Raw genomic sequence first — 17,788 nt, forward strand, 5'->3', positions numbered from 1 at the left:
TGGGCGATGCGGCTGGGAATGATTGTATTTGTGGGACTGCTTGCTGGGGCAGGCGCAGCCCATGCCGACAGCCGTCTATTTTGTTCCGCCGATGATGCGCAAGCGCGCTTCACGCTCGAAAGCGGGTTTGCAAGCGACGCCGGTCACCGGCTCAACCATTTCCGCGGCGCGCTTATTGTCAAGGATCCCGCCCAAGCCCCGACCTTTGCGAAACGTGTGTTCGAATCCCAGCACCTGAGCAATCACTGGTCGCGCGATGGCGAGCTGCTGCTGGAAGTCTTCGATGACGGCGGTGACGATACCGAAGGGGCAACGCTGGATCTGGTGGTGGTCGCCGGCGTGCGCGGCAAGCCGGCAGCGAATTTCCGCGGCACCTATTCCCTGACGATCGAGGGCGGCAGCAAACCTTACGCTGCCGAGGGCAAGGTCAGTTGCGGCTCGAAATAGAGCAATTTCAGGAAAGGTGTGAGCGGTTTTCCGTCCAAAGTTTCGCCCAGACAAAAAGTTAGAGCGGTCCTGCTTTCATCAAAAGCAGGACCGCTCTAACGCTGCAGCCGAAATTCAATTCATTACCAGTGGAACGAGACGCCGACATTGACGGCGTTGGTGAAGATGTTGGTCTTCAGTCGGTCGCCGCTGTCGATCGGAACGTCGACGCGCGAATAAGTGCCCTTGTATTCGACGAAGGTCGACCAGCGGTCGGTCACCTTGAAGTCGACGCCGGCCTGGGCCTGCAGCGTCACGCCGCCGAATTCATAAGCCCATGTCTTGCCCTCGGGGCGAATCACTTCGACATGCGGAATGTTCACACCGATGCCAGCGCCGAGATAGGGCGTCCAGCGGCGGGTCGGATCCTGGAAGCGATAGAGACCGTTCACGGTGAGCAGGTTCAGGCCGTCGGTGAATTCGAAATGCGACCAGCCGGCCTTGGCGAGCGTGTCGTCGTCGGCATAGACCTTGTCATGGGTATAATCGAGCGAGATACCCCAGTTCGGCTTGTTGAAATTCTCAAGCCACCAGGTGACGCGGCCCCCGTAATAGGGCGGGCTGCCGAAGGATTTGCCTTCCCAGCCGGCTGTGAAATGCGTGCCGTCCGAGACGTCGACGCCGCTGTGCGGTGCGGTCTGATAACCGCCGTAGATGGAGAATTCCAGGTCTTCCGCCGAGGCGGAGGCTGCTGAACAGATGGTGAAAAGCGCGATGCCCGCAAGCAGGGAGGCGGAAGAACGCAGCGCATATGTCATTGAATAGCCCCGATATTGCAAATATGTCGACTCTTAGGCACCAGTGCCAGCTTTCCGCCGTAAAGTCTAAGGAAAAGAAAAGGCGCCTCGAACTGCGCCTTTCGTTTTTTCGCAAGTGTTGCTCAGCCGCCGAACATCGTGCGCAACACGTCGATGCCCCTGTCCTCGAACGCCACCTTGCCCTGCTTGTTGCCGGGACCGATGACGATCACCTTGGTGCCGACGGGGGCGCGATCATAAAGATGCATCACGTCCTCATTCATCATGCGGATGCAGCCGGAAGACATGTTAAGGCCGATCGTCCAGGGCTGGTTGGTGCCATGGATGCGGAAGATGGTGTCGCGGCCGCCCTGATAGAGATACATGGCGCGGGCGCCGAGCGGATTGTCCTCGCCGCCTTCCTGGTAGGCGGGGATGATGTGGCCTTTGGCGGCTTCGCGGCGGCGCATTTCGGCCGGCGGCGTCCATGCCGGCCATTCGGCCTTGCGGCCGATCTTGACGATACCAGACCAGCCGAAGCCGTCGCGGCCGACGCCGATACCGTAGCGGGTGGCGCGGTTGTTGCCTTCGACAAGGTAGAGATACTTGTTGTTGGTATCGATGATGACGGTGCCGGCCACTTCCGTCGTCACCAGGCGCACTTTCTTGCGCTTGAACTGCGGCTTCACATATTTCGGCATCTGCGCCACGCGCACGATCTGCGCCGGCTGCCGTGCATTGTCGGAAGCCGAGCCCGCAGGCGCGGCAAAGGCTGACGTGGATATCAAGGACAGGACAAGTCCGGCCGCGGCCAGTCCCGGCGTCAATTTGATCATGATTGGTTCCCCTCAAGCAAATCCGCCCGAAGCTACATGATCTTCTGCCCGATTCAAGATCGGTATGGCCGGATAAAGCAATTTTAGCGGGTGGAGCCGCCTGTTCTTGCGGCTTCATAGAGCATTTCCGTATTTCTCCCAAACACGGAAATGCCCTACCTCTTTGTTTTTACACAGGTCCAAACGCAAAATCGCTGCACAGTTTTGCTGGAATTGCTCTGGCTATTGCATGCGCCGTTACATGACGATGACGCGGGTTCCGACGCTGACGCGGTCGTAGAGATCGACGACGTCTTCGTTCCGCAGCCGGATGCAGCCGGAAGAAACGGCGCTGCCGATCGACCAGGGCGCATTGGTGCCATGGATGCGGTAGAGCGTCGAACCGAGATACATGGCGCGCGCGCCGAGCGGATTTTCCGGGCCGCCATCCATGCGCGCCGGCAGATAATGGCCCTTGGCGGCCTCCCGGCTGATCATCTCGGAGGGCGGCGTCCAGTCCGGCCATTCCTGCTTGCGGGTGATCTTGTGGGCGCCGGCCCATTCGAAGCCGGGCTTGCCGACGCCAACACCATAGCGCCGCGCCTTGCCGCCTTCCATCACCAGGTAGAGAAAGCGGTTGTTGGTGTCGATGACGATCGTGCCGGGCTTTTCCATTGTGTCGTAATCGACCATCTGCGGCAGGTATTGCGGTTCGATCGGATGGCGGATCGCCGGTATGCCGGGATTGATCGCTGAGACGGTCTGCGGTGCCGGCTGCGGCGCATGACGGATGACGCGGCGCTGGAAAAGCCCACGCTGCTGCGGCTGGACGACCGGCCGCTGGTAGACAACGGGGCGGACCGTGCCGCCGCCGAGCTGGTTGATCCATGGCGCGGTGAGGTCGGGGCTGAGGACGACGGGTGGTCGGGTGGCGTAGCGGTCCTCGGCAATGGCGGCGGTGGAGCATACGCCGAAGAGCGCGGCGGCAAGAACAAGCTGTTTCATCATCGGACGGACTCTCTACAAATGGCCGAAAATGCAATGGCGGGACTGTCCGCCTGGGCGGAGATGTTCCGCCCGGGAAAGACGCTGCCACCTGATCCGCCAGCGAATGGTAAAGATCGATTCATGAAAGGCCGACCGACCGAATAAACTTTTCGTCAGGGTTACCGTCCGGTTTGGAAAGACGGTTTGCAAATGGTAAAGCGACAAGCGTGACCGGAGAACGAAGCGGAATATGAGCGACACAGGGATCATCATCGGCGCAGACGGCAGGAGCCGCTGCCACTGGCACGCCAACCTGCCGGACTATCTCAAGTATCACGACGAGGAATGGGGCCGCCCTGTCACCAACGACACCCGCCTCTTCGAGAAGATCTGCCTCGAAGGGTTCCAATCCGGCCTTTCCTGGCTGACCATCCTGCGCAAGCGGGAGAATTTCCGCGCCGCCTTCGCCGGCTTCGATTTTGAGAAGGTGGCGCTATTCGGCGAAGCGGATGTCGATCGCTGCCTTGCCGATGCCGGCATTATCCGCCATCGCGGCAAGATCGTCTCGACCATCAACAATGCCAGGCGCGCCATCGCGCTGCGGGACGAATTCGGCTCGCTCGCGCATTATTTCTGGCGTTACGAACCCGGCCACAACGAGCGGCCGGACGTGGTCGATCGCGACCACGTCGTCGCCAATCCTACGACACCGACATCGGTGGTCATTTCGAAGGATCTGAAGAAACGCGGCTGGACCTTTGTCGGCCCGACCACAGTTTATGCCTTCATGCAGGCGATGGGCCTCGTCAACGATCATCTGGAGGGCTGCTTCTGCCGGCCCGAGGTGGAGGCGATGCGCGCTGTTCTGGTTCGACCATGAAAGACCTCTCCGTGAAAATATCGATCGCTGCCCTTGCCCTGTTGTTCTTTCCGGCTTTTGCCATGGCGCAGACGCCGCAGCTCGATCCCGGCGAGAAGCTGGAGAAGCTGCAGTTTCCGGCCGTCACCATGCAACTCAAGGGATGGACGAAATTCGGCAACGGCCATGTCTACACGCTGCCGGTGCGCGCTGGTCAGCATGTGAAGATCGATTTTTCCACCAGGAGCAAATTCGCCTTCCTGGCGATCTTCGACCTGTCGAAACCCGATGACGAGGCTTTTTTCGGCACCGATGAGGACGGCATGAGCTTTCAGACGACGGTGAAGGAAAACACCACCTGGCTGCTGCGTCCCTACTACTCCAAAGTCTCGCCGCGCCGGGGTCTCGGCGCTCCTTTCAGCATCCTGATCGAGCCGTTGGCGGCCGCCCCGCAGCAGCCGCCGGCTGAGCCGGACTCTCCCTCACTGTTTCCGAAGGCGCCCCCCAAGGCGAAGTGAGGCACGGCCCGCTATGCGAGCCCTTCGATCAGCTCGCGCAATTCGCCGAGATGGCCGATCTTGCGGAAACGCGGCGCCTCCGTCGGCTCGTCCACATGTTCCAGCACCCAGGTGAGTTCGTGCGGCACGAAGACGCCGTAGCTGCCGGCGGCGATCGCCGGCACGATATCCGATTTCAGCGAATTGCCGACCATCATCGCTCGCTCCGGCCCGTCCCCGACCTTGGCGAAGATGCGGCGATAGGTGACGGCCGTCTTGTCGGAGACGATCTCGACCGCATCGAAGAAGTCGCCGAGCCCGGATTGGGCAAGTTTGCGCTCCTGGTCGAAGAGATCGCCCTTGGTGATCACGACAAGCAGATATTTGCCGGCAAGCGCCTCCAGCGTCTCGCGCGCATGCGGCATGATCTCGACCGGATGGCTGAGGAGGTCGCGGCCGGTATCGAGGATCTTGGCGATGACACTGGCCGGCACCTTGCCCTCGGTGATCTCGATCGCCGTCTCGATCATCGACAGCGTGAAGCCCTTGATGCCGAAGCCGTAATGGCGAAGGTTGCGTTTCTCCGCTTCCAGCAGCCGCTCGGAAATCTTCGGGCCTTCGGCGAAATCGGCAAGAAGCTCGGTAAAATGGGCTTCGGTCAGCCGGTAATGTTGTTCGTTCTGCCAAAGCGTGTCGTCGGCATCGAAGCCGATCGTCGTCAGTGCTCGCGTCGTCACATGCGCACCTCTTGAACTATGGCCGCAATCTATCGGCCGCCTGTGTCGAGACAAGGGCGTCCGCCTCCGATGCGACAAGGCCTGGCGTTGAAAAGCGTCGCCGCCGCGCTACATCGAATTGGCCTCACCCAGCAGCCAGCCACGGCTGTGCCTGTCGCGCGCAGGCCAATAATCAAAAGATGAAGTTCTTCCGTTCGCAAGTCCCTCTTGCGACAGACACAAAGGATTTTTTCGACCATGCGTTACAATCAACTCGGAAATACGGGACTTTTCGTCTCGGAAATCTGCCTGGGCACGATGACCTTCGGCGAAGCCAAAGGAGGCAGCATCTGGGGCGCCATCGCCGATGTCGACCAGAATGCCGCCGACCGGATTGTCGAGCGCTCGCTTGCAGCAGGCGTCAATTTCATCGATACGGCTGACGTCTATTCATCCGGCGAATCCGAAAGGCTGCTCGGCCAGGCGCTGAAGAACCTCGACGTGCCGCGCAAGGACGTCGTCATCGCCACCAAGGTCTATGGCGTCATGAGCGACAAGCCGAACGACCGCGGCGCCTCGCGCGGCCATATTATGGATTCGGTCGAGGCGAGTCTCAAGCGCCTGCAGACCGATCATATCGACCTCTATCAGATCCACGCGACCGATACGGTGACGCCGATCGAGGAAACGCTGCGCGCCTTCGACGATCTCGTTTCCCGCGGCCTCGTGCGTTATATCGGCGTTTCCAACTGGCAGGCCTGGCGTATTTCCAAGGCGCTCGGTCTCTCCGAGCGCCGCGGCTTTGCCCGGTTCGAGACGGTGCAGGCCTATTATTCCATCGCCGGCCGTGATCTCGAACGTGACATCGTGCCGATGATGCAGGAGGAAAAGCTCGGCCTGATGGTCTGGTCGCCGCTCGCCGGCGGTCTCTTGTCCGGCAAATATGGTCCCGGCGCCCCCGGCAATGGCGAGGGCCGCCGCGCCAGTTTCGATTTCCCGCCGGTCGACACGGACAGGGCCTGGGCCTGCGTCGCCGTCATGCGCGAGATCGCTGAAAAGCACGGCGCCAGCGTCGCCACCGTCGCGCTCGCCTATATCCTCGCCAAACCTTTCGTCACCTCGGTCATCATCGGCGCCAAGCGGGTCGATCAGCTCGACCAGAATCTCGCCGCCGTCAGGCTGAAGCTCGACGAAGACGATATGCAGAGGCTCGACGAGGTGAGCGCCCTTGCTCCGGAATATCCGGGCTGGATGCTGGCGCGGCAGGGCGCCGGTCGCCGCCCGGCGGATTTCGAGCCGAAGGACTGACCTCGCCAGCGGTAACCACGGCTGCCCGGTTCGCGCGAATGGCTGCCCCTCTCCCTGCTGCTTGCAAGGTGTCGGCAGACGCATGAAGGGGCAGCCGCAGTTTACTGAGGCTTTTTCAGCGGCTTTTCCTTGGCAAACACATTCCCATCCTGGGTGGCACTCTCGATCCAATGTTTTTTCGGATCTTCGAAGAACATGCGGCGCTTGTGCGACTTGGCGAGCTTGGCGTCGTAATAGGGCTGCCACCACTTGTCGGTGGGATCGAGTTTGCCGACGTTCACCGGGCCGCCCTTCTTTGCGATGTCGTTGATGACGTCGCGGGAATAGAAGTGGCGGAAGACCCGGTCGTATTCGGTGAGATAAATATCGGCAACACGCGTGTCGCCGCGAATCAGCAGCATATTCTCGTCGTTTGAGGTTAGCGACGCGCCGGAGAAATTGGCCGATCCGGTGCACACCAGGGGATCGTCGGAGAAGGGATCGACCAGCAGGAATTTGGTGTGGACGTAAAAGACGAAGCCGTCGCCGGACTGGCGTTCTAGCTCTTCCTTCAGAAACCACTTCTCGATCTTGAAGTTCGGGATCGGAACGATCTTCGTCACCTTCTTGCCCGTCGCATCACGGCCGGTTCGCTCCTCCGTGAGCATCTTGGTCTTTCCAAGGATCGCCCCGTAGGACAGTTCGAGGTCGGCCGGATTGGCCCTCCTGGCAGCCTGGACTTCCGCGCTCGGCGGCTGTTCGAGAAGAATGAAGCGCATCGACGTGTCGGTATCGGCGAGCGCGCTGAGGATTCGTTCGTCTACCTTGAAGGCTGCCGTGAACATCACCGCATTGACCGCATCGGCGGCGCGATGACCGTACCAGTCGAGCATCTTAGGGCTTGGCCGCGGGGAAAAAACCAGCGTCGTTCCGGTACCGACGACATTTGCCGGATTGGGCGTCAATGCCATAGCCGCCTGCGTCGCGTCGAAATCATCAGGGTCGGCCTTCAGCCCCTCCCAGAGCTGCAGATAGATTTTCGCAATGTCGCCGTCGGTGACCTTGTGGCCGACATTCGTCTGCCCGAGAAAACCCGAGGGCGTGAAATTGGTGGAACCGGTCCAGACGGAGACCGGCGTCTTTCCCTTCTTGAGCCTGACGATGAACTTGTTGTGCGGCGTCTGAGGTCGGGTCCGCTTGAAAAGGATCTGCACGCCTTTCGAGTTCTCCGGCAATTTCGCATCAGCAATCGCCTTCTCGTTCGCCGTGGTGGCGTGATAGACGATCCTGACGTCGACCCCGCGCTCCAACGCCGCCTTCAGCTCCAGCAATATGCGCTTAAAGGTGAACTCGTAGGCGACGATGCGCAGTGCATCGCCTGCAGGCGTTTCCCTGATGAATTCGATGCAGGCTTCCAGCAGGCCGCGCGATAGAAACGCGACCTCCTCGTTATCGGGATCGTTGTAATCCGCATCCGACAGCGGCTTGTTGCCGAATTTTTCGGCAAAGGCCTGGCTGGCGATGGCGCCGAGATTGAACCAGATGCCGTGCTTGCCGTCGTCCTCTTGCTCGGTGGTGATGGCAAGCGTGGCCGCGTAATACGCCTCCAGCTTGGCGATCGGGCCGAACATGGCCGAGATCTCGAATTCATATTTCGTCCCTGGTGAGGCGCGGTAATCGCTCCACAAAAAGCTCTGGATCGGATGTTCGTTGGTGGGAAAGCGCCCGACCTTGCCTTTCTTGATGACGGGACCGCCCTCCGGAAACACGTCCACGAACACCTTGAGGCCGGTCAGCCATTCCCACTGCCCATTCGCGACGCGGCGGCGAAAGGCAAAGCCGTGAAAGCCCTGCAGAAGGCTGTCATCCATATTCATCGCCAACAGGATTGCCTTCGTTCCGGCGATGGCAAAAACCTGCAGCTTATTGTCAGGAGAAGACGCATGGACACGCATTGTGAGCAGCCTCCGTTGGGATTCGAGAATGCAACAGGCGAGATATGCGGTGAATGAAATATGCAGAAAATGGTGCGGATGCGGGCTGGGAACTATCCTTGGGTGCAACTTTAAATGTCAAAAACTATTAGTCAATTGCCGACTTTATCAGCCGACTGGGAACGCCTGACAGGTCTGGCGTTCCCCTTCTCACGTAAGATCGACTACTTGCCGTGGGCCTTGAGCCAGGCTTTCATGTCGGCAATCGGCGAGAACAGGCTTTGCGCTGTCGACGACCGCAATGGCCGGCGGCGCTGCAAAGCGGCATATGCGCGGCGTTGCCGGTAGAGCAGGGGTCTTTCAAGCGCTCGGCCGTGCCCGCCGCATCAGGCATATGCGTGACGGCCATCTGAAGGTGCGCATGTCGTTTCATATGGGAAGGCCGGCGGCGATTCTTGTCAGTCGCGGTCTGGTGTCTCACCCGGCCGCCATGACCTTATGCTCGATCCGGTAATTCCGGCTCTCCTCGCCGAGCGGCGCGACCGGCCATGTCCAGGTGGCTTTTGCCGGTGGCGGCGAAACGCCGTGCAGCAGGTCGGCCTCCTCATGCGTCTTGCCGTTGCGGTCGATGACGGCATAGGCGATATCGGTCACCAGGCAATGACGGCAGGCAAGACCCGAAAGCCCGGCCAGATGCGCCGCGATCAGCCTTTCCACCGTATCGGCAGGCATTCCGGCGGCCTCGGCTTCGTAGCGCCGTTTCACGCCGCGGCCGATCTGCGACAGGAGATTGGCCGAAACCACGAAATCGAGATAGGGCACGGTACGCAGGAAGCCGAGCGGTTCCGGCTCTCTGCCGGCCGCGAGCTCGTCATAGCCGGAAAGATCGCGCTCGATCAGCCGGATATTCCGATAGCGCTTGGCCGATAGCCGCACCGAGGCGAGATGAACGAGGTCGATGAGCACGACGGTGTCGAAATCGCGCGCCAGCTCTTCGATCGGCACGTCGCGCAGCAGGCCGGAACCGAGCACGACGGCGGTCCGCTTCTGCCTGAGATCGGCCGTCGCAGCACGGATCGCTTTGCGGCTCATCTCTTCATGGTCGGCCCAGTCGCGAGCGCAACGCCCGGCCCGCGACCAGAGATTGACGGAATAGCGGATGAACTTTCGATGCGGCTTGCCGGTCAGCGGCCATGTCGCGGCATAGAGAAGCGCTTCAGCCATCATGATGCATATCCCGGGTTTCGGATGGATATCCTCGTTCAATCGATTCTGGCAGCGACATCAAGACCCTTCACCCTTGCCGCTCCCCGCCCAATCCGCTAGGACACCGCCACTGTCACAGTCAGCGGAATTCCCGGAAATGAACGACAAGCAGAAGAAACCGCAAAAGCTCAAGGCCCGCCTGCCGCGCGGCTTCGTCGACCGGGCTGCCGGCGATATCCGTGCCGTCAACGAGATGACGGCGAAGATCCGGGAAGTCTATGAGCATTATGGTTTCGATCCCGTGGAAACGCCGCTGTTCGAATATACCGATGCGCTCGGCAAGTTCCTGCCCGACAGCGACCGGCCGAACGAGGGCGTCTTCTCGCTGCAGGACGACGACGAGCAATGGATGTCGCTGCGTTACGACCTGACGGCGCCGCTCGCCCGCCATGTCGCCGAGAATTTCAACGAGATCCATCTCCCCTATCGCACCTACCGCGCCGGCTACGTCTTCCGCAACGAGAAGCCGGGCCCCGGCCGTTTCCGTCAATTCATGCAGTTCGATGCCGATACGGTCGGGGCGCCCGGCGTTCAGGCCGACGCCGAAATGTGCATGATGATGGCCGATACGCTTGAAGCCCTCGGCATCAAGCGCGGCGACTATGTCATCCGCGTCAACAACCGCAAGGTCCTGGACGGCGTGCTGGAGGCGATCGGCCTCGGTGGCGACGACAAGGCGGGCCAGCGGCTCAACGTGCTACGCGCCATCGACAAGCTCGACAAGTTCGGCCCGGAAGGCGTGGCCCTGCTGCTCGGTCCCGGCCGCAAGGATGAATCCGGCGACTTCACCAAGGGCGCCGGCCTCAACCAGGAACAGATCGACAAGGTTCTGTTCTTCGTCGGCATCAAGGATTACGCCGAAAGCGCCGGCCGCCTCGCCGAACTCGTCGCCGGCGCGTCGAAAGGCGCCGAAGGCGTCGAGGAGCTGAATTTCATTGGTGCGCTGGTTGCGAGTGCCGGTTATGGTTCCGACCGCATCAAGATCGATCCGTCGGTCGTGCGCGGCCTCGAATATTATACCGGCCCGGTCTATGAGGCGGAGCTTCTTTTCGACGTCACCAACGAGAAGGGCGAGAAGGTCGTCTTCGGCTCGGTCGGCGGCGGCGGCCGTTATGACGGCCTGGTCTCGCGCTTCATGGGCCAGCCGGTGCCGGCGACCGGCTTTTCGATCGGCGTCTCAAGACTGATGACGGCGCTCAAGAACCTCGGCAAGCTCGGGGCGAGCGAAGTGATCGAGCCGGTGCTGGTGACCGTCATGGATGGCGACGTCGAGGCGATGGGCCGCTATCAGAAGATGACCCAGGATCTGCGAGCCGCCGGCATCCGCGCCGAGATGTTCCAGGGCAACTGGAAGAAGTTCGGCAACCAGCTGAAATACGCCGATCGCCGCGGCTGCCCCGTCGCTATCATCCAGGGCGGCGACGAGCGCGCTGAGGGCGTCGTGCAGATCAAGGACCTGATCGAGGGCAAGCGGCTTGCCGGCGAGATCGAGGACAATGCCAGCTGGCGCGAAGCCCGCGTGGCGCAGGAAACCGTGCCGGAAGCCGACCTCGTCGCCAAGGTGAGGGAGATCCTTGCCGCGCACGCGGGCGATCGGAAGAGGGCGGGCGGCGATGTCTGAGGCATACCCCCCTCTGCCCTGCCGGGCATCTCCCCCACAAGGGGGGAGATCGGATAGCAGCGGGCTCTTGCCCTCATCAAACCTCTTAAGTGGCCGAAGCCGCTTGGCCAATGCTCAGTATTTCGGAAAGCAGGCGCGTCTTGCCGATCTCCCCCCTTGTGGGGGAGATGCCCGGCAGGGCAGAGGGGTGTACGTTGCGACAAGCTCTTCGCCTACCGTTTGGAGTGCGGCATGCCCCTGATCAACCTCCCCGAATTTGCTACTGAGCTGCTTTCCGAATTCGACGCCCGCAACGCCGAGCGCATCGATACGCCTGTCATTCAGCCGGCCGAGCCCTTCCTCGATATTGCCGGCGAGGATCTGCGTCGGCGTATCTTCATGACCGAGAGCGAAACCGGGGCCAGCCTCTGCCTGCGTCCCGAATTCACCATCCCCGTCTGTCTGCGCCACATCGAAACCGCGACCGGCACGCCCAAGCGTTACGCCTATCTCGGCGAGGTCTTCCGCCAGCGCCGCGACGGGGCCAATGAATTTTATCAGGCCGGCATCGAGGATCTCGGCGATATCAACATACCAAGCGCCGACGCCCGCGCAATCGGCGATGCCACCGGCATTCTCGCCCGCCTGCTGCCGGGCCGGCGCCTGTCGGTGACGTTGGGCGACCAGGCGGTGTTCGAGGCGGTCGTCCAGGCGCTCGGCCTGCCGCTCGGCTGGCAGAAGCGGCTGATCCATGCCTTCGGCAATATGACGCAGCTGGAAGCGCTGCTGGCCGGTCTCGTCAGTCCGCAATTCGTCACCGGGCTGGATGACGATATCGCCAGGCTTATCGCATCAGGCGACGAACAGGCGCTGATCGCCCATATCGAGCAGGAAATGCAGGCGACCGGCTATTCGACCAATGCCAGCCGCTCGCCGCTGGAGATCGCCCGGCGGCTCAAGGAAAAGCTCATCCTGTCCGAAACGCGTCTCGACGATGCGGCCTTCCATGTACTGGAAGAGTTCCTGTCGCTGCACGTGCCGCTCGTCAATGCGTCGGCGGCGCTCGCCGGTTTTGCCGATGCTGCCGGCTTGAAGCTCGGCAATGCGCTGTCGCGTTTCAATGGTCGCGTCGGCGCCCTCGCCGATGCCGGCGTCGATCTGTCCTGCCTTGATTATCGCGCCGCTTTCGGGCGTCCGCTCGATTATTACACCGGCCTCGTCTTCGAGGTGACGGTGGAAGGCTCGAGCGCGGTTCTGGCCGGCGGCGGCCGCTTCGACCGGCTGTTGACCTTCCTTGGCGCCATGGACCGCATTCCGGCTGTCGGCTTCTCCTTCTGGCTCGACCGCATCGAAACCGAAAGGGCAGCCGCATGACCATCACCATTGCGCTTCCCTCCAAGGGCCGGATGAAGGATGACGCTTCGGCGATCTTCGAGCGGGCGGGCATGACGATAACGGCCGTCGGCAACGACCGCTCCTATCGCGGCCGCGTCGAAGGCTGGGACGATGTCGAGGTGGCCTTCCTTTCGGCCTCCGAAATCTCCCGTGAACTCGGCAACGGCACCGTCGATTTCGGCGTCACCGGCGAGGATCTGATGCGGGAAGGCTTTGCCGAGGTCGACAAGCGCGTCGAATTCTGTGCCCGTCTCGGCTTCGGCCATGCCGATGTCGTCGTCGCGGTGCCCGAGATCTGGCTCGATGTCGACACCATGGCCGATCTCGGCGATGTCGCCGCCGATTTCCGCGCCCGCCACTCCAGGCGCTTAGCCATCGCCACCAAATATTGGCGCCTGACCCAGCAGTTCTTTTCGAGCCAGCACGGCATCCAGCTTTATCGCATTGTCGAAAGCCTCGGTGCCACCGAGGGCGCGCCGGCCGCCGGCTCGGCCGATATCATTGTTGATATCACCTCTACCGGCTCGACGCTGCGCGCCAACCATCTGAAGGTGCTTCAGGACGGCGTCATCCTGCATTCGCAGGCCTGCCTTGTGCGCGCCCGCAAGGAAAGCCATGCCGATGAACCCGTCGTGCAGGCGATTATCGACGCGGTGCGCGCCGCTCTCTGATTTCGGCCATCAGGCCACAAGCAAAACCCGCCGTCGGATGACGGCGGGTTTTGTATGTTTGGGAGGATGTCTGTTCTATCAGGCGGCAGCGTAGGCACCACGGCGGGCGTCGAGCGAGTAGGCGCCTGCGCCAATGGTGGCGAGCATGATATAGGCGCCGGCCAGCGTGATGTTTTTCAGGAAGTTGACGAAGTTCAGGCCGCTGAGCCAGGCGTTGGCGGCAGCCGGGAAATCCGGAACGTTGATCGCCGAGAAGTGGAAGACGAAGCCGGTGAAGACGCAGAAGACGGCAAGCAGCCAGCCGACGATGCGCACCTGGAAGCCGACGAGAACGGCAAGGCCGGCTGCAAGTTCGAAGAGGCCGGCAAGATAGGTGAGCGCGGTAGCGGCCGGAAGGCCGGCGCCGGCGATCATGCCGGCGGTGGAAGCCGGATCGGTGATCTTGCCGAAGCCGGCGAAGATAAACATGAAGGAAAGCAGGACGCGGGCAATCAGGATGAGGACGTTGTTCGACATGGACGTTGTCTCCGTTTAAATGGCTGTGGAGATCTTGGTGCCCCGGCACCGTTTGGACCTCGGTGTCGTCTATGTCGCCTTTTTCTTTACTTATGAAAAGATAAACGGAGGGGGACACTTCGTTCAACAATGTTGAACAATGTCCTTGGCTGCCGCCGCTTGCCTTTGCCGATCCCCGTCTTTTATGGTCGGCGCTTAACATGGAGACTCCGATGGCAGATCTTTCCGCTTTCCCGATCACGAAGCGCTGGCCGGCGAAAAATCCCGACATCATCCAACTCTATTCGCTGCAGACGCCGAACGGGGTCAAGGTATCCGTCGCCCTCGAAGAGCTCGGACTCGCCTATGAGCCGCATTATATTTCCTTCGCCGCCAACGAACAGAAGTCGCCGGAATTCGAATCCCTCAATCCGAACGGCCGTATTCCGGCGATCATTGATCCGAACGGGCCGGATGGTAAACCGATCGGCCTGTTCGAATCCGGCGCCATCCTGCTCTATCTCGCGGAAAAGATCGGGAGGCTCATCCCCGCCGATGCCGCCGGCCGCTATGAATGCATTCAATGGGTGTTTTTCCAGATGGCGGGCATCGGCCCGATGCTCGGTCAGTTCGGCCATTTCTACAAATCCGCCGCCGACAAGGTTGCCAACAATTCCTATCCGGTGGAGCGCTACCGCGACGAATCCAAACGGCTGCTCGGCGTGCTCGAAGGCCGCCTGAAGGGTCGTCAATGGATCATGGGCGATCAATATACGATCGCCGACATCACCACTTTCACCTGGGTTCGCGGCGCCGACATCTTCTATGGCGGCCGTGAGATTCTCGAATATGCGAAATTCCCCGCCGTCTCCGATTGGCTGGAGCGCTGCATCACCCGTCCGGCCAGCGCCAGGGGGCTCAATATTCCGGTCAAGCCGGAATAGCCGACGGCGAGAGATCGCCTGCCTCATCCGCCTGCCGGAACCCAACCGGGGTCGAGCCAGGTCTCGACCCGTCCTTCGGACCCCCGCCTGCGGGGAGAAGGGGATGTGCCGCGACCTCTCTGTCCCCCACAGGCCTCTCGGGTGGCACGTCCCCTCTCCCCGTCAAAACGGGGAGAGGGTTAGGGTGAGGGGCGTTGGGTGAAGGAGGATCGAGGGGCTCCCGGAGTAACTACGGCGATGGGCGGCGCAGTAGGCGTTTTCCCGCCCTGCTGCCTATACTATTGCCGGTTGGCGATCTGCCTTGCACCTTCCAGCTTGAAGCGCGGAAAGACGAAGACGCCGGCCATGCTGCCGCTGTATTTCTCCTCAAGCCCGTTCGACTCGCCCATGCAGAAGAGTGGCTGGCGCAAGCCGTTCGGCATGATGATCGTCGTCGAGAAGCAGAAGGAAGAGCAGTGCGTCGCCGCCTGCTCGAACAGTTCCAGCACATGGCTGCGATCTTTGGTGTTGTAGCAGCGTATCAGGTTCAGCAGCCCACATTCTTCGGCCGAGAGGCCGTGCAGCATCGCGCTCCATTTACCGAGCCGGAGCACGCCGCTCGACAGATCTCCAGTCCAGCTCTCGGAAACGGAAAACTGCGCCAGCATCTCGCGGTGATTATTGTCGTTCATCGAGCCGGGCATGAATGGTACGGCTGCATTGGCTTTGGCAATCTTGAACACGGACGTTCCCTCGTACGCATGCGGCTCCTCCGCCACATGCTCGGCAAACACAAGAAACAGGCTTATGCGGCGGCGGGCCTAATGCCCGCGCCCATGCCGGCGATCATTGCCGCGGCCACCCCGGTCTCCGAACAGGAGCCCTTCGAAACCGACTATTCTGGCATCGCCTTCCGCGCTCGTCTGACAGCGAAATCATCGCCGGCGCGCTTCAATTGCAGTGCGGATTTATAGGAACTTTTCCGCAAACGGCAACGGCTTTTTAAGGGGTGTTCGGATCGAGATCCGTTTGGGAAATGTCGGCATCCCCGCGCTGCATGGCGAGAATGGAGGCCGGGAGCTCAATTTTCGCCGCTTTTCCTCCGTTTCATCCCACTTGGCGCGAGATACATCCGCCGCAAGACGACGATCTCCCGCATGTTGCGTCAGAGAAAAACGAGCGGGGGCGCAAGCCTCGGGAAAGCTTGGTCCGCCGACAAATGCGATGCCCGGCACAAAATCGAGCGCAACGGATCGAATCATTTCGAGCGAAGCCGACGGCAAAGAAAAAGGGCGACCCGAGGGCCGCCCTTCCTGTTCCGGATGCCGGAAGGAGTGCAGGCTTCGCCTATCACATCATGTCCATACCGCCAGTTCAGCGCGCTTGACGCGCTGAACCATCTTAAATGATGGGCGGTTTCATGGACGATGCTGTGAAAGGCCTTTGGCCTATCACATCATGTCCATACCGCCCATGCCGCCCATGCCGCCCGGCATAGCCGGAGCGTCCTTCTTCGGCAGCTCGGCGATCATGGCTTCGGTGGTGATCAGCAGCGATGCAACGGAAGCGGCATCCTGCAGGGCGGTGCGAACGACCTTGACCGGGTCGATGATGCCCATGCCGATCATGTCGCCATATTCGCCGGTCTGAGCGTTGTAGCCGTAGTTGTCCTGATCCTTGTCGAGGATCTTGCCGACAACGATCGAGGCTTCGTCGCCAGCGTTCTCAGCGATCTGGCGGGCCGGAGCCTGCAGAGCGCGGCGAACGATGTTGATGCCGGCTTCCTGGTCGTCGTTGACGCCCTTGGCCGAGATCTTGACGGAAGAACGGAGCAGGGCAACGCCGCCGCCCGGTACGATGCCTTCCTGAACGGCAGCGCGCGTCGCGTTGAGGGCGTCGTCGATGCGGTCCTTCTTTTCCTTCACTTCGACTTCCGTCGAGCCGCCGACGCGGATGACGGCAACGCCGCCGGCGAGCTTGGCAAGGCGTTCCTGCAGCTTCTCGCGGTCGTAGTCGGAGGTGGTTTCTTCAATCTGGGCCTTGATCTGGGCAACACGGCCTTCGATGTCGGACTTGGCGCCCGAACCGTCGACGATCGTGGTGTTTTCCTTGGAGATCGAAACCTTCTTGGCACGGCCGAGCATGTCGAGCGTGACGCTCTCGAGCTTGATGCCGAGGTCTTCGGAGATGACAGTGCCGCCCGTCAGGATGGCGATGTCTTCAAGCATGGCCTTGCGGCGGTCGCCGAAGCCAGGAGCCTTGACGGCAGCGATCTTGAGGCCGCCGCGCAGCTTGTTGACGACGAGCGTTGCAAGCGCTTCGCCTTCGACGTCTTCAGCGATGATGAGGAGCGGCTTGCCGGTCTGGACGACGGCTTCGAGAACCGGGAGCATAGACTGCAGGTTCGAGAGCTTCTTCTCGTGGAGGAGAATGAAGACGTCTTCGAGGTCGGCGATCATCTTTTCCGGGTTGGTGACGAAGTAGGGGCTGAGGTAGCCGCGGTCGAACTGCATGCCTTCGACGACTTCGAGTTCGGTCTCGGCGGTCTTGGCTTCTTCAACGGTGATGACGCCTTCGTTGCCGACCTTCTGCATGGCTTCAGCGATGTCGAGACCGACCTGACGCTCGCCGTTTGCCGAGATCGTGCCGACCTGGGCGACTTCTTCCGAGGTGTTGATCTTCTTGGCCTTGGCCTGGAGATCCTTGACGACTTCGGCGACGGCGAGATCGATGCCGCGCTTCAGGTCCATCGGGTTCATGCCGGCGGCAACGGCCTTGGCGCCTTCGCGAACGATCGCCTGGGCAAGAACGGTTGCAGTCGTGGTGCCGTCGCCGGCGATGTCGTTGGTCTTCGAAGCAACTTCGCGGACCATCTGGGCGCCCATGTTTTCGAACTTGTCTTCGAGTTCGATTTCCTTGGCGACCGAAACGCCGTCCTTGGTGATGCGCGGCGCGCCGAAGGACTTGTCGATGATGACGTTACGACCCTTCGGGCCGAGCGTGACCTTGACTGCATCGGCGAGAATGTCGACGCCGCGCAGCATCTTTTCGCGCGCGGTGCGGCCAAACTTGATTTCTTTAGCTGCCATGTTTGTGACTCCTGAATTCGATTTGTTCGGG

General features: G+C 61.2%; 18 protein-coding genes. 9 read left to right on the forward strand and 9 right to left on the reverse strand.

Annotated elements, in window-relative coordinates:
* Positions 1-6 precede the first annotated feature (6 nt).
* Positions 7-447, forward strand: coding sequence for a hypothetical protein (locus RHE_RS04085; RefSeq protein ID WP_011424161.1), 441 nt, complete (start codon positions 7-9; stop codon positions 445-447).
* 122 nt (positions 448-569) lie between these two features.
* Here the strand turns inward: RHE_RS04085 and RHE_RS04090 are convergent, their stop codons facing one another.
* The 3 genes from RHE_RS04090 to RHE_RS04100 all read right to left on the reverse strand — a co-directional run bounded on the left by RHE_RS04090 (position 570) and on the right by RHE_RS04100 (position 3,046).
* The gene (locus RHE_RS04090; protein ID WP_011424162.1) at positions 570-1,244 is read right to left on the reverse strand and encodes an outer membrane protein; all 675 of its coding nucleotides are present in this window, start codon (positions 1,242-1,244) and stop codon (positions 570-572) included.
* 122 nt (positions 1,245-1,366) lie between these two features.
* Positions 1,367-2,059, reverse strand: coding sequence for a L,D-transpeptidase (locus RHE_RS04095; protein WP_011424163.1), 693 nt, complete (start codon positions 2,057-2,059; stop codon positions 1,367-1,369).
* 237 nt (positions 2,060-2,296) lie between these two features.
* On the reverse strand, positions 2,297-3,046 hold the full coding sequence (locus RHE_RS04100; protein ID WP_011424164.1) for a L,D-transpeptidase: 750 nt from the start codon (positions 3,044-3,046) through the stop codon (positions 2,297-2,299).
* A 229-nt stretch (positions 3,047-3,275) separates the two neighbouring features.
* Here RHE_RS04100 and RHE_RS04105 point away from each other — a divergent pair, with 229 nt between their 5' ends.
* The gene (locus tag RHE_RS04105) at positions 3,276-3,905 is read left to right on the forward strand and encodes a DNA-3-methyladenine glycosylase I (protein WP_011424165.1); all 630 of its coding nucleotides are present in this window, start codon (positions 3,276-3,278) and stop codon (positions 3,903-3,905) included.
* Positions 3,902-4,402, forward strand: a complete 501-nt coding sequence (locus RHE_RS04110; protein ID WP_011424166.1) for a hypothetical protein — start codon at positions 3,902-3,904, stop codon at positions 4,400-4,402. The genes RHE_RS04105 and RHE_RS04110 overlap by 4 nt, the downstream gene beginning before the upstream one ends.
* Before the next feature lie 11 nt (positions 4,403-4,413).
* Here the strand turns inward: RHE_RS04110 and RHE_RS04115 are convergent, their stop codons facing one another.
* Positions 4,414-5,118, reverse strand: coding sequence for an HAD family hydrolase (locus tag RHE_RS04115; RefSeq protein ID WP_011424167.1), 705 nt, complete (start codon positions 5,116-5,118; stop codon positions 4,414-4,416).
* 237 nt (positions 5,119-5,355) lie between these two features.
* Here RHE_RS04115 and RHE_RS04120 point away from each other — a divergent pair, with 237 nt between their 5' ends.
* A complete protein-coding gene (locus RHE_RS04120; RefSeq protein ID WP_011424168.1) occupies positions 5,356-6,405 on the forward strand; it encodes an aldo/keto reductase in 1,050 nt (349 codons plus the stop codon).
* Positions 6,406-6,506: 101 nt separating this feature from the next.
* On the opposite strand, the gene RHE_RS04125 is transcribed toward RHE_RS04120, so the two are convergent.
* Entirely contained in the window at positions 6,507-8,339 is a 1,833-nt protein-coding gene (locus tag RHE_RS04125; protein WP_011424169.1) for a phospholipase D-like domain-containing protein, read from the reverse strand.
* Positions 8,340-8,795: 456 nt separating this feature from the next.
* Positions 8,796-9,545 (reverse strand): hypothetical protein, encoded by a 750-nt coding sequence (locus tag RHE_RS04130; protein WP_011424170.1) that lies wholly within the window; start codon positions 9,543-9,545, stop codon positions 8,796-8,798.
* A gap of 136 nt (positions 9,546-9,681) precedes the next feature.
* Between RHE_RS04130 and hisS the strand changes: the two genes are divergently transcribed.
* From hisS to hisG, 3 genes are all read left to right on the forward strand, one after another.
* Positions 9,682-11,205 carry a histidine--tRNA ligase gene (gene hisS / locus RHE_RS04135; protein WP_042117966.1) on the forward strand — a complete coding sequence of 508 codons (1,524 nt, stop codon included), beginning with the start codon at positions 9,682-9,684 and terminating at the stop codon, positions 11,203-11,205.
* A 231-nt stretch (positions 11,206-11,436) separates the two neighbouring features.
* Positions 11,437-12,558, forward strand: coding sequence for an ATP phosphoribosyltransferase regulatory subunit (locus RHE_RS04140; protein WP_011424172.1), 1,122 nt, complete (start codon positions 11,437-11,439; stop codon positions 12,556-12,558).
* Positions 12,555-13,250: an ATP phosphoribosyltransferase gene (gene hisG, locus RHE_RS04145; RefSeq protein WP_011424173.1), complete on the forward strand. Its 696-nt coding sequence runs from the start codon at positions 12,555-12,557 to the stop codon at positions 13,248-13,250. Before RHE_RS04140 ends, hisG begins: the two co-directional genes overlap by 4 nt.
* Before the next feature lie 78 nt (positions 13,251-13,328).
* Here the strand turns inward: hisG and RHE_RS04150 are convergent, their stop codons facing one another.
* Positions 13,329-13,766 (reverse strand): DoxX family protein, encoded by a 438-nt coding sequence (locus RHE_RS04150; protein ID WP_011424174.1) that lies wholly within the window; start codon positions 13,764-13,766, stop codon positions 13,329-13,331.
* 212 nt (positions 13,767-13,978) lie between these two features.
* On the opposite strand from RHE_RS04150, the gene RHE_RS04155 reads away from it, so the two are divergent.
* The gene (locus tag RHE_RS04155; RefSeq protein ID WP_011424175.1) at positions 13,979-14,689 is read left to right on the forward strand and encodes a glutathione binding-like protein; all 711 of its coding nucleotides are present in this window, start codon (positions 13,979-13,981) and stop codon (positions 14,687-14,689) included.
* A gap of 278 nt (positions 14,690-14,967) precedes the next feature.
* Here the strand turns inward: RHE_RS04155 and RHE_RS04160 are convergent, their stop codons facing one another.
* The gene (locus RHE_RS04160) at positions 14,968-15,411 is read right to left on the reverse strand and encodes a hypothetical protein (RefSeq protein WP_042117970.1); all 444 of its coding nucleotides are present in this window, start codon (positions 15,409-15,411) and stop codon (positions 14,968-14,970) included.
* Positions 15,412-15,447: 36 nt separating this feature from the next.
* Between RHE_RS04160 and RHE_RS04165 the strand changes: the two genes are divergently transcribed.
* Positions 15,448-15,642 (forward strand): hypothetical protein, encoded by a 195-nt coding sequence (locus RHE_RS04165; RefSeq protein ID WP_155249401.1) that lies wholly within the window; start codon positions 15,448-15,450, stop codon positions 15,640-15,642.
* 477 nt (positions 15,643-16,119) lie between these two features.
* Here RHE_RS04165 and groL read toward each other — a convergent pair whose 3' ends face one another.
* A complete protein-coding gene (groL, locus tag RHE_RS04170; protein ID WP_011424178.1) occupies positions 16,120-17,757 on the reverse strand; it encodes a chaperonin GroEL in 1,638 nt (545 codons plus the stop codon).
* Between the last annotated feature and the right edge of the window lie 31 nt (positions 17,758-17,788).

This window comes from Rhizobium etli CFN 42 (genome assembly GCF_000092045.1).
GTDB lineage: Bacteria > Pseudomonadota > Alphaproteobacteria > Rhizobiales > Rhizobiaceae > Rhizobium > Rhizobium etli.

Excerpts from the sequence above, each read along its gene's own strand:
- RHE_RS04090 (WP_011424162.1), bottom strand. The coding sequence starts at position 1,244 with ATGACATATGCGCTGCGTTCTTCCGCCTCCCTGCTTGCGGGCATCGCG.
- RHE_RS04125 (WP_011424169.1), bottom strand. The coding sequence starts at position 8,339 with ATGCGTGTCCATGCGTCTTCTCCTGACAATAAGCTGCAGGTTTTTGCC.
- RHE_RS04095 (WP_011424163.1), bottom strand. The coding sequence starts at position 2,059 with ATGATCAAATTGACGCCGGGACTGGCCGCGGCCGGACTTGTCCTGTCC.
- hisS (WP_042117966.1), top strand. The coding sequence starts at position 9,682 with ATGAACGACAAGCAGAAGAAACCGCAAAAGCTCAAGGCCCGCCTGCCG.
- RHE_RS04085 (WP_011424161.1), top strand. The coding sequence starts at position 7 with ATGCGGCTGGGAATGATTGTATTTGTGGGACTGCTTGCTGGGGCAGGC.
- RHE_RS04120 (WP_011424168.1), top strand. The coding sequence starts at position 5,356 with ATGCGTTACAATCAACTCGGAAATACGGGACTTTTCGTCTCGGAAATC.
- RHE_RS04110 (WP_011424166.1), top strand. The coding sequence starts at position 3,902 with ATGAAAGACCTCTCCGTGAAAATATCGATCGCTGCCCTTGCCCTGTTG.
- RHE_RS04140 (WP_011424172.1), top strand. The coding sequence starts at position 11,437 with ATGCCCCTGATCAACCTCCCCGAATTTGCTACTGAGCTGCTTTCCGAA.
- groL (WP_011424178.1), bottom strand. The coding sequence starts at position 17,757 with ATGGCAGCTAAAGAAATCAAGTTTGGCCGCACCGCGCGCGAAAAGATG.
- RHE_RS04150 (WP_011424174.1), bottom strand. The coding sequence starts at position 13,766 with ATGTCGAACAACGTCCTCATCCTGATTGCCCGCGTCCTGCTTTCCTTC.
- RHE_RS04165 (WP_155249401.1), top strand. The coding sequence starts at position 15,448 with ATGCTCGGCAAACACAAGAAACAGGCTTATGCGGCGGCGGGCCTAATG.
- RHE_RS04130 (WP_011424170.1), bottom strand. The coding sequence starts at position 9,545 with ATGATGGCTGAAGCGCTTCTCTATGCCGCGACATGGCCGCTGACCGGC.
- hisG (WP_011424173.1), top strand. The coding sequence starts at position 12,555 with ATGACCATCACCATTGCGCTTCCCTCCAAGGGCCGGATGAAGGATGAC.
- RHE_RS04105 (WP_011424165.1), top strand. The coding sequence starts at position 3,276 with ATGAGCGACACAGGGATCATCATCGGCGCAGACGGCAGGAGCCGCTGC.
- RHE_RS04100 (WP_011424164.1), bottom strand. The coding sequence starts at position 3,046 with ATGATGAAACAGCTTGTTCTTGCCGCCGCGCTCTTCGGCGTATGCTCC.
- RHE_RS04155 (WP_011424175.1), top strand. The coding sequence starts at position 13,979 with ATGGCAGATCTTTCCGCTTTCCCGATCACGAAGCGCTGGCCGGCGAAA.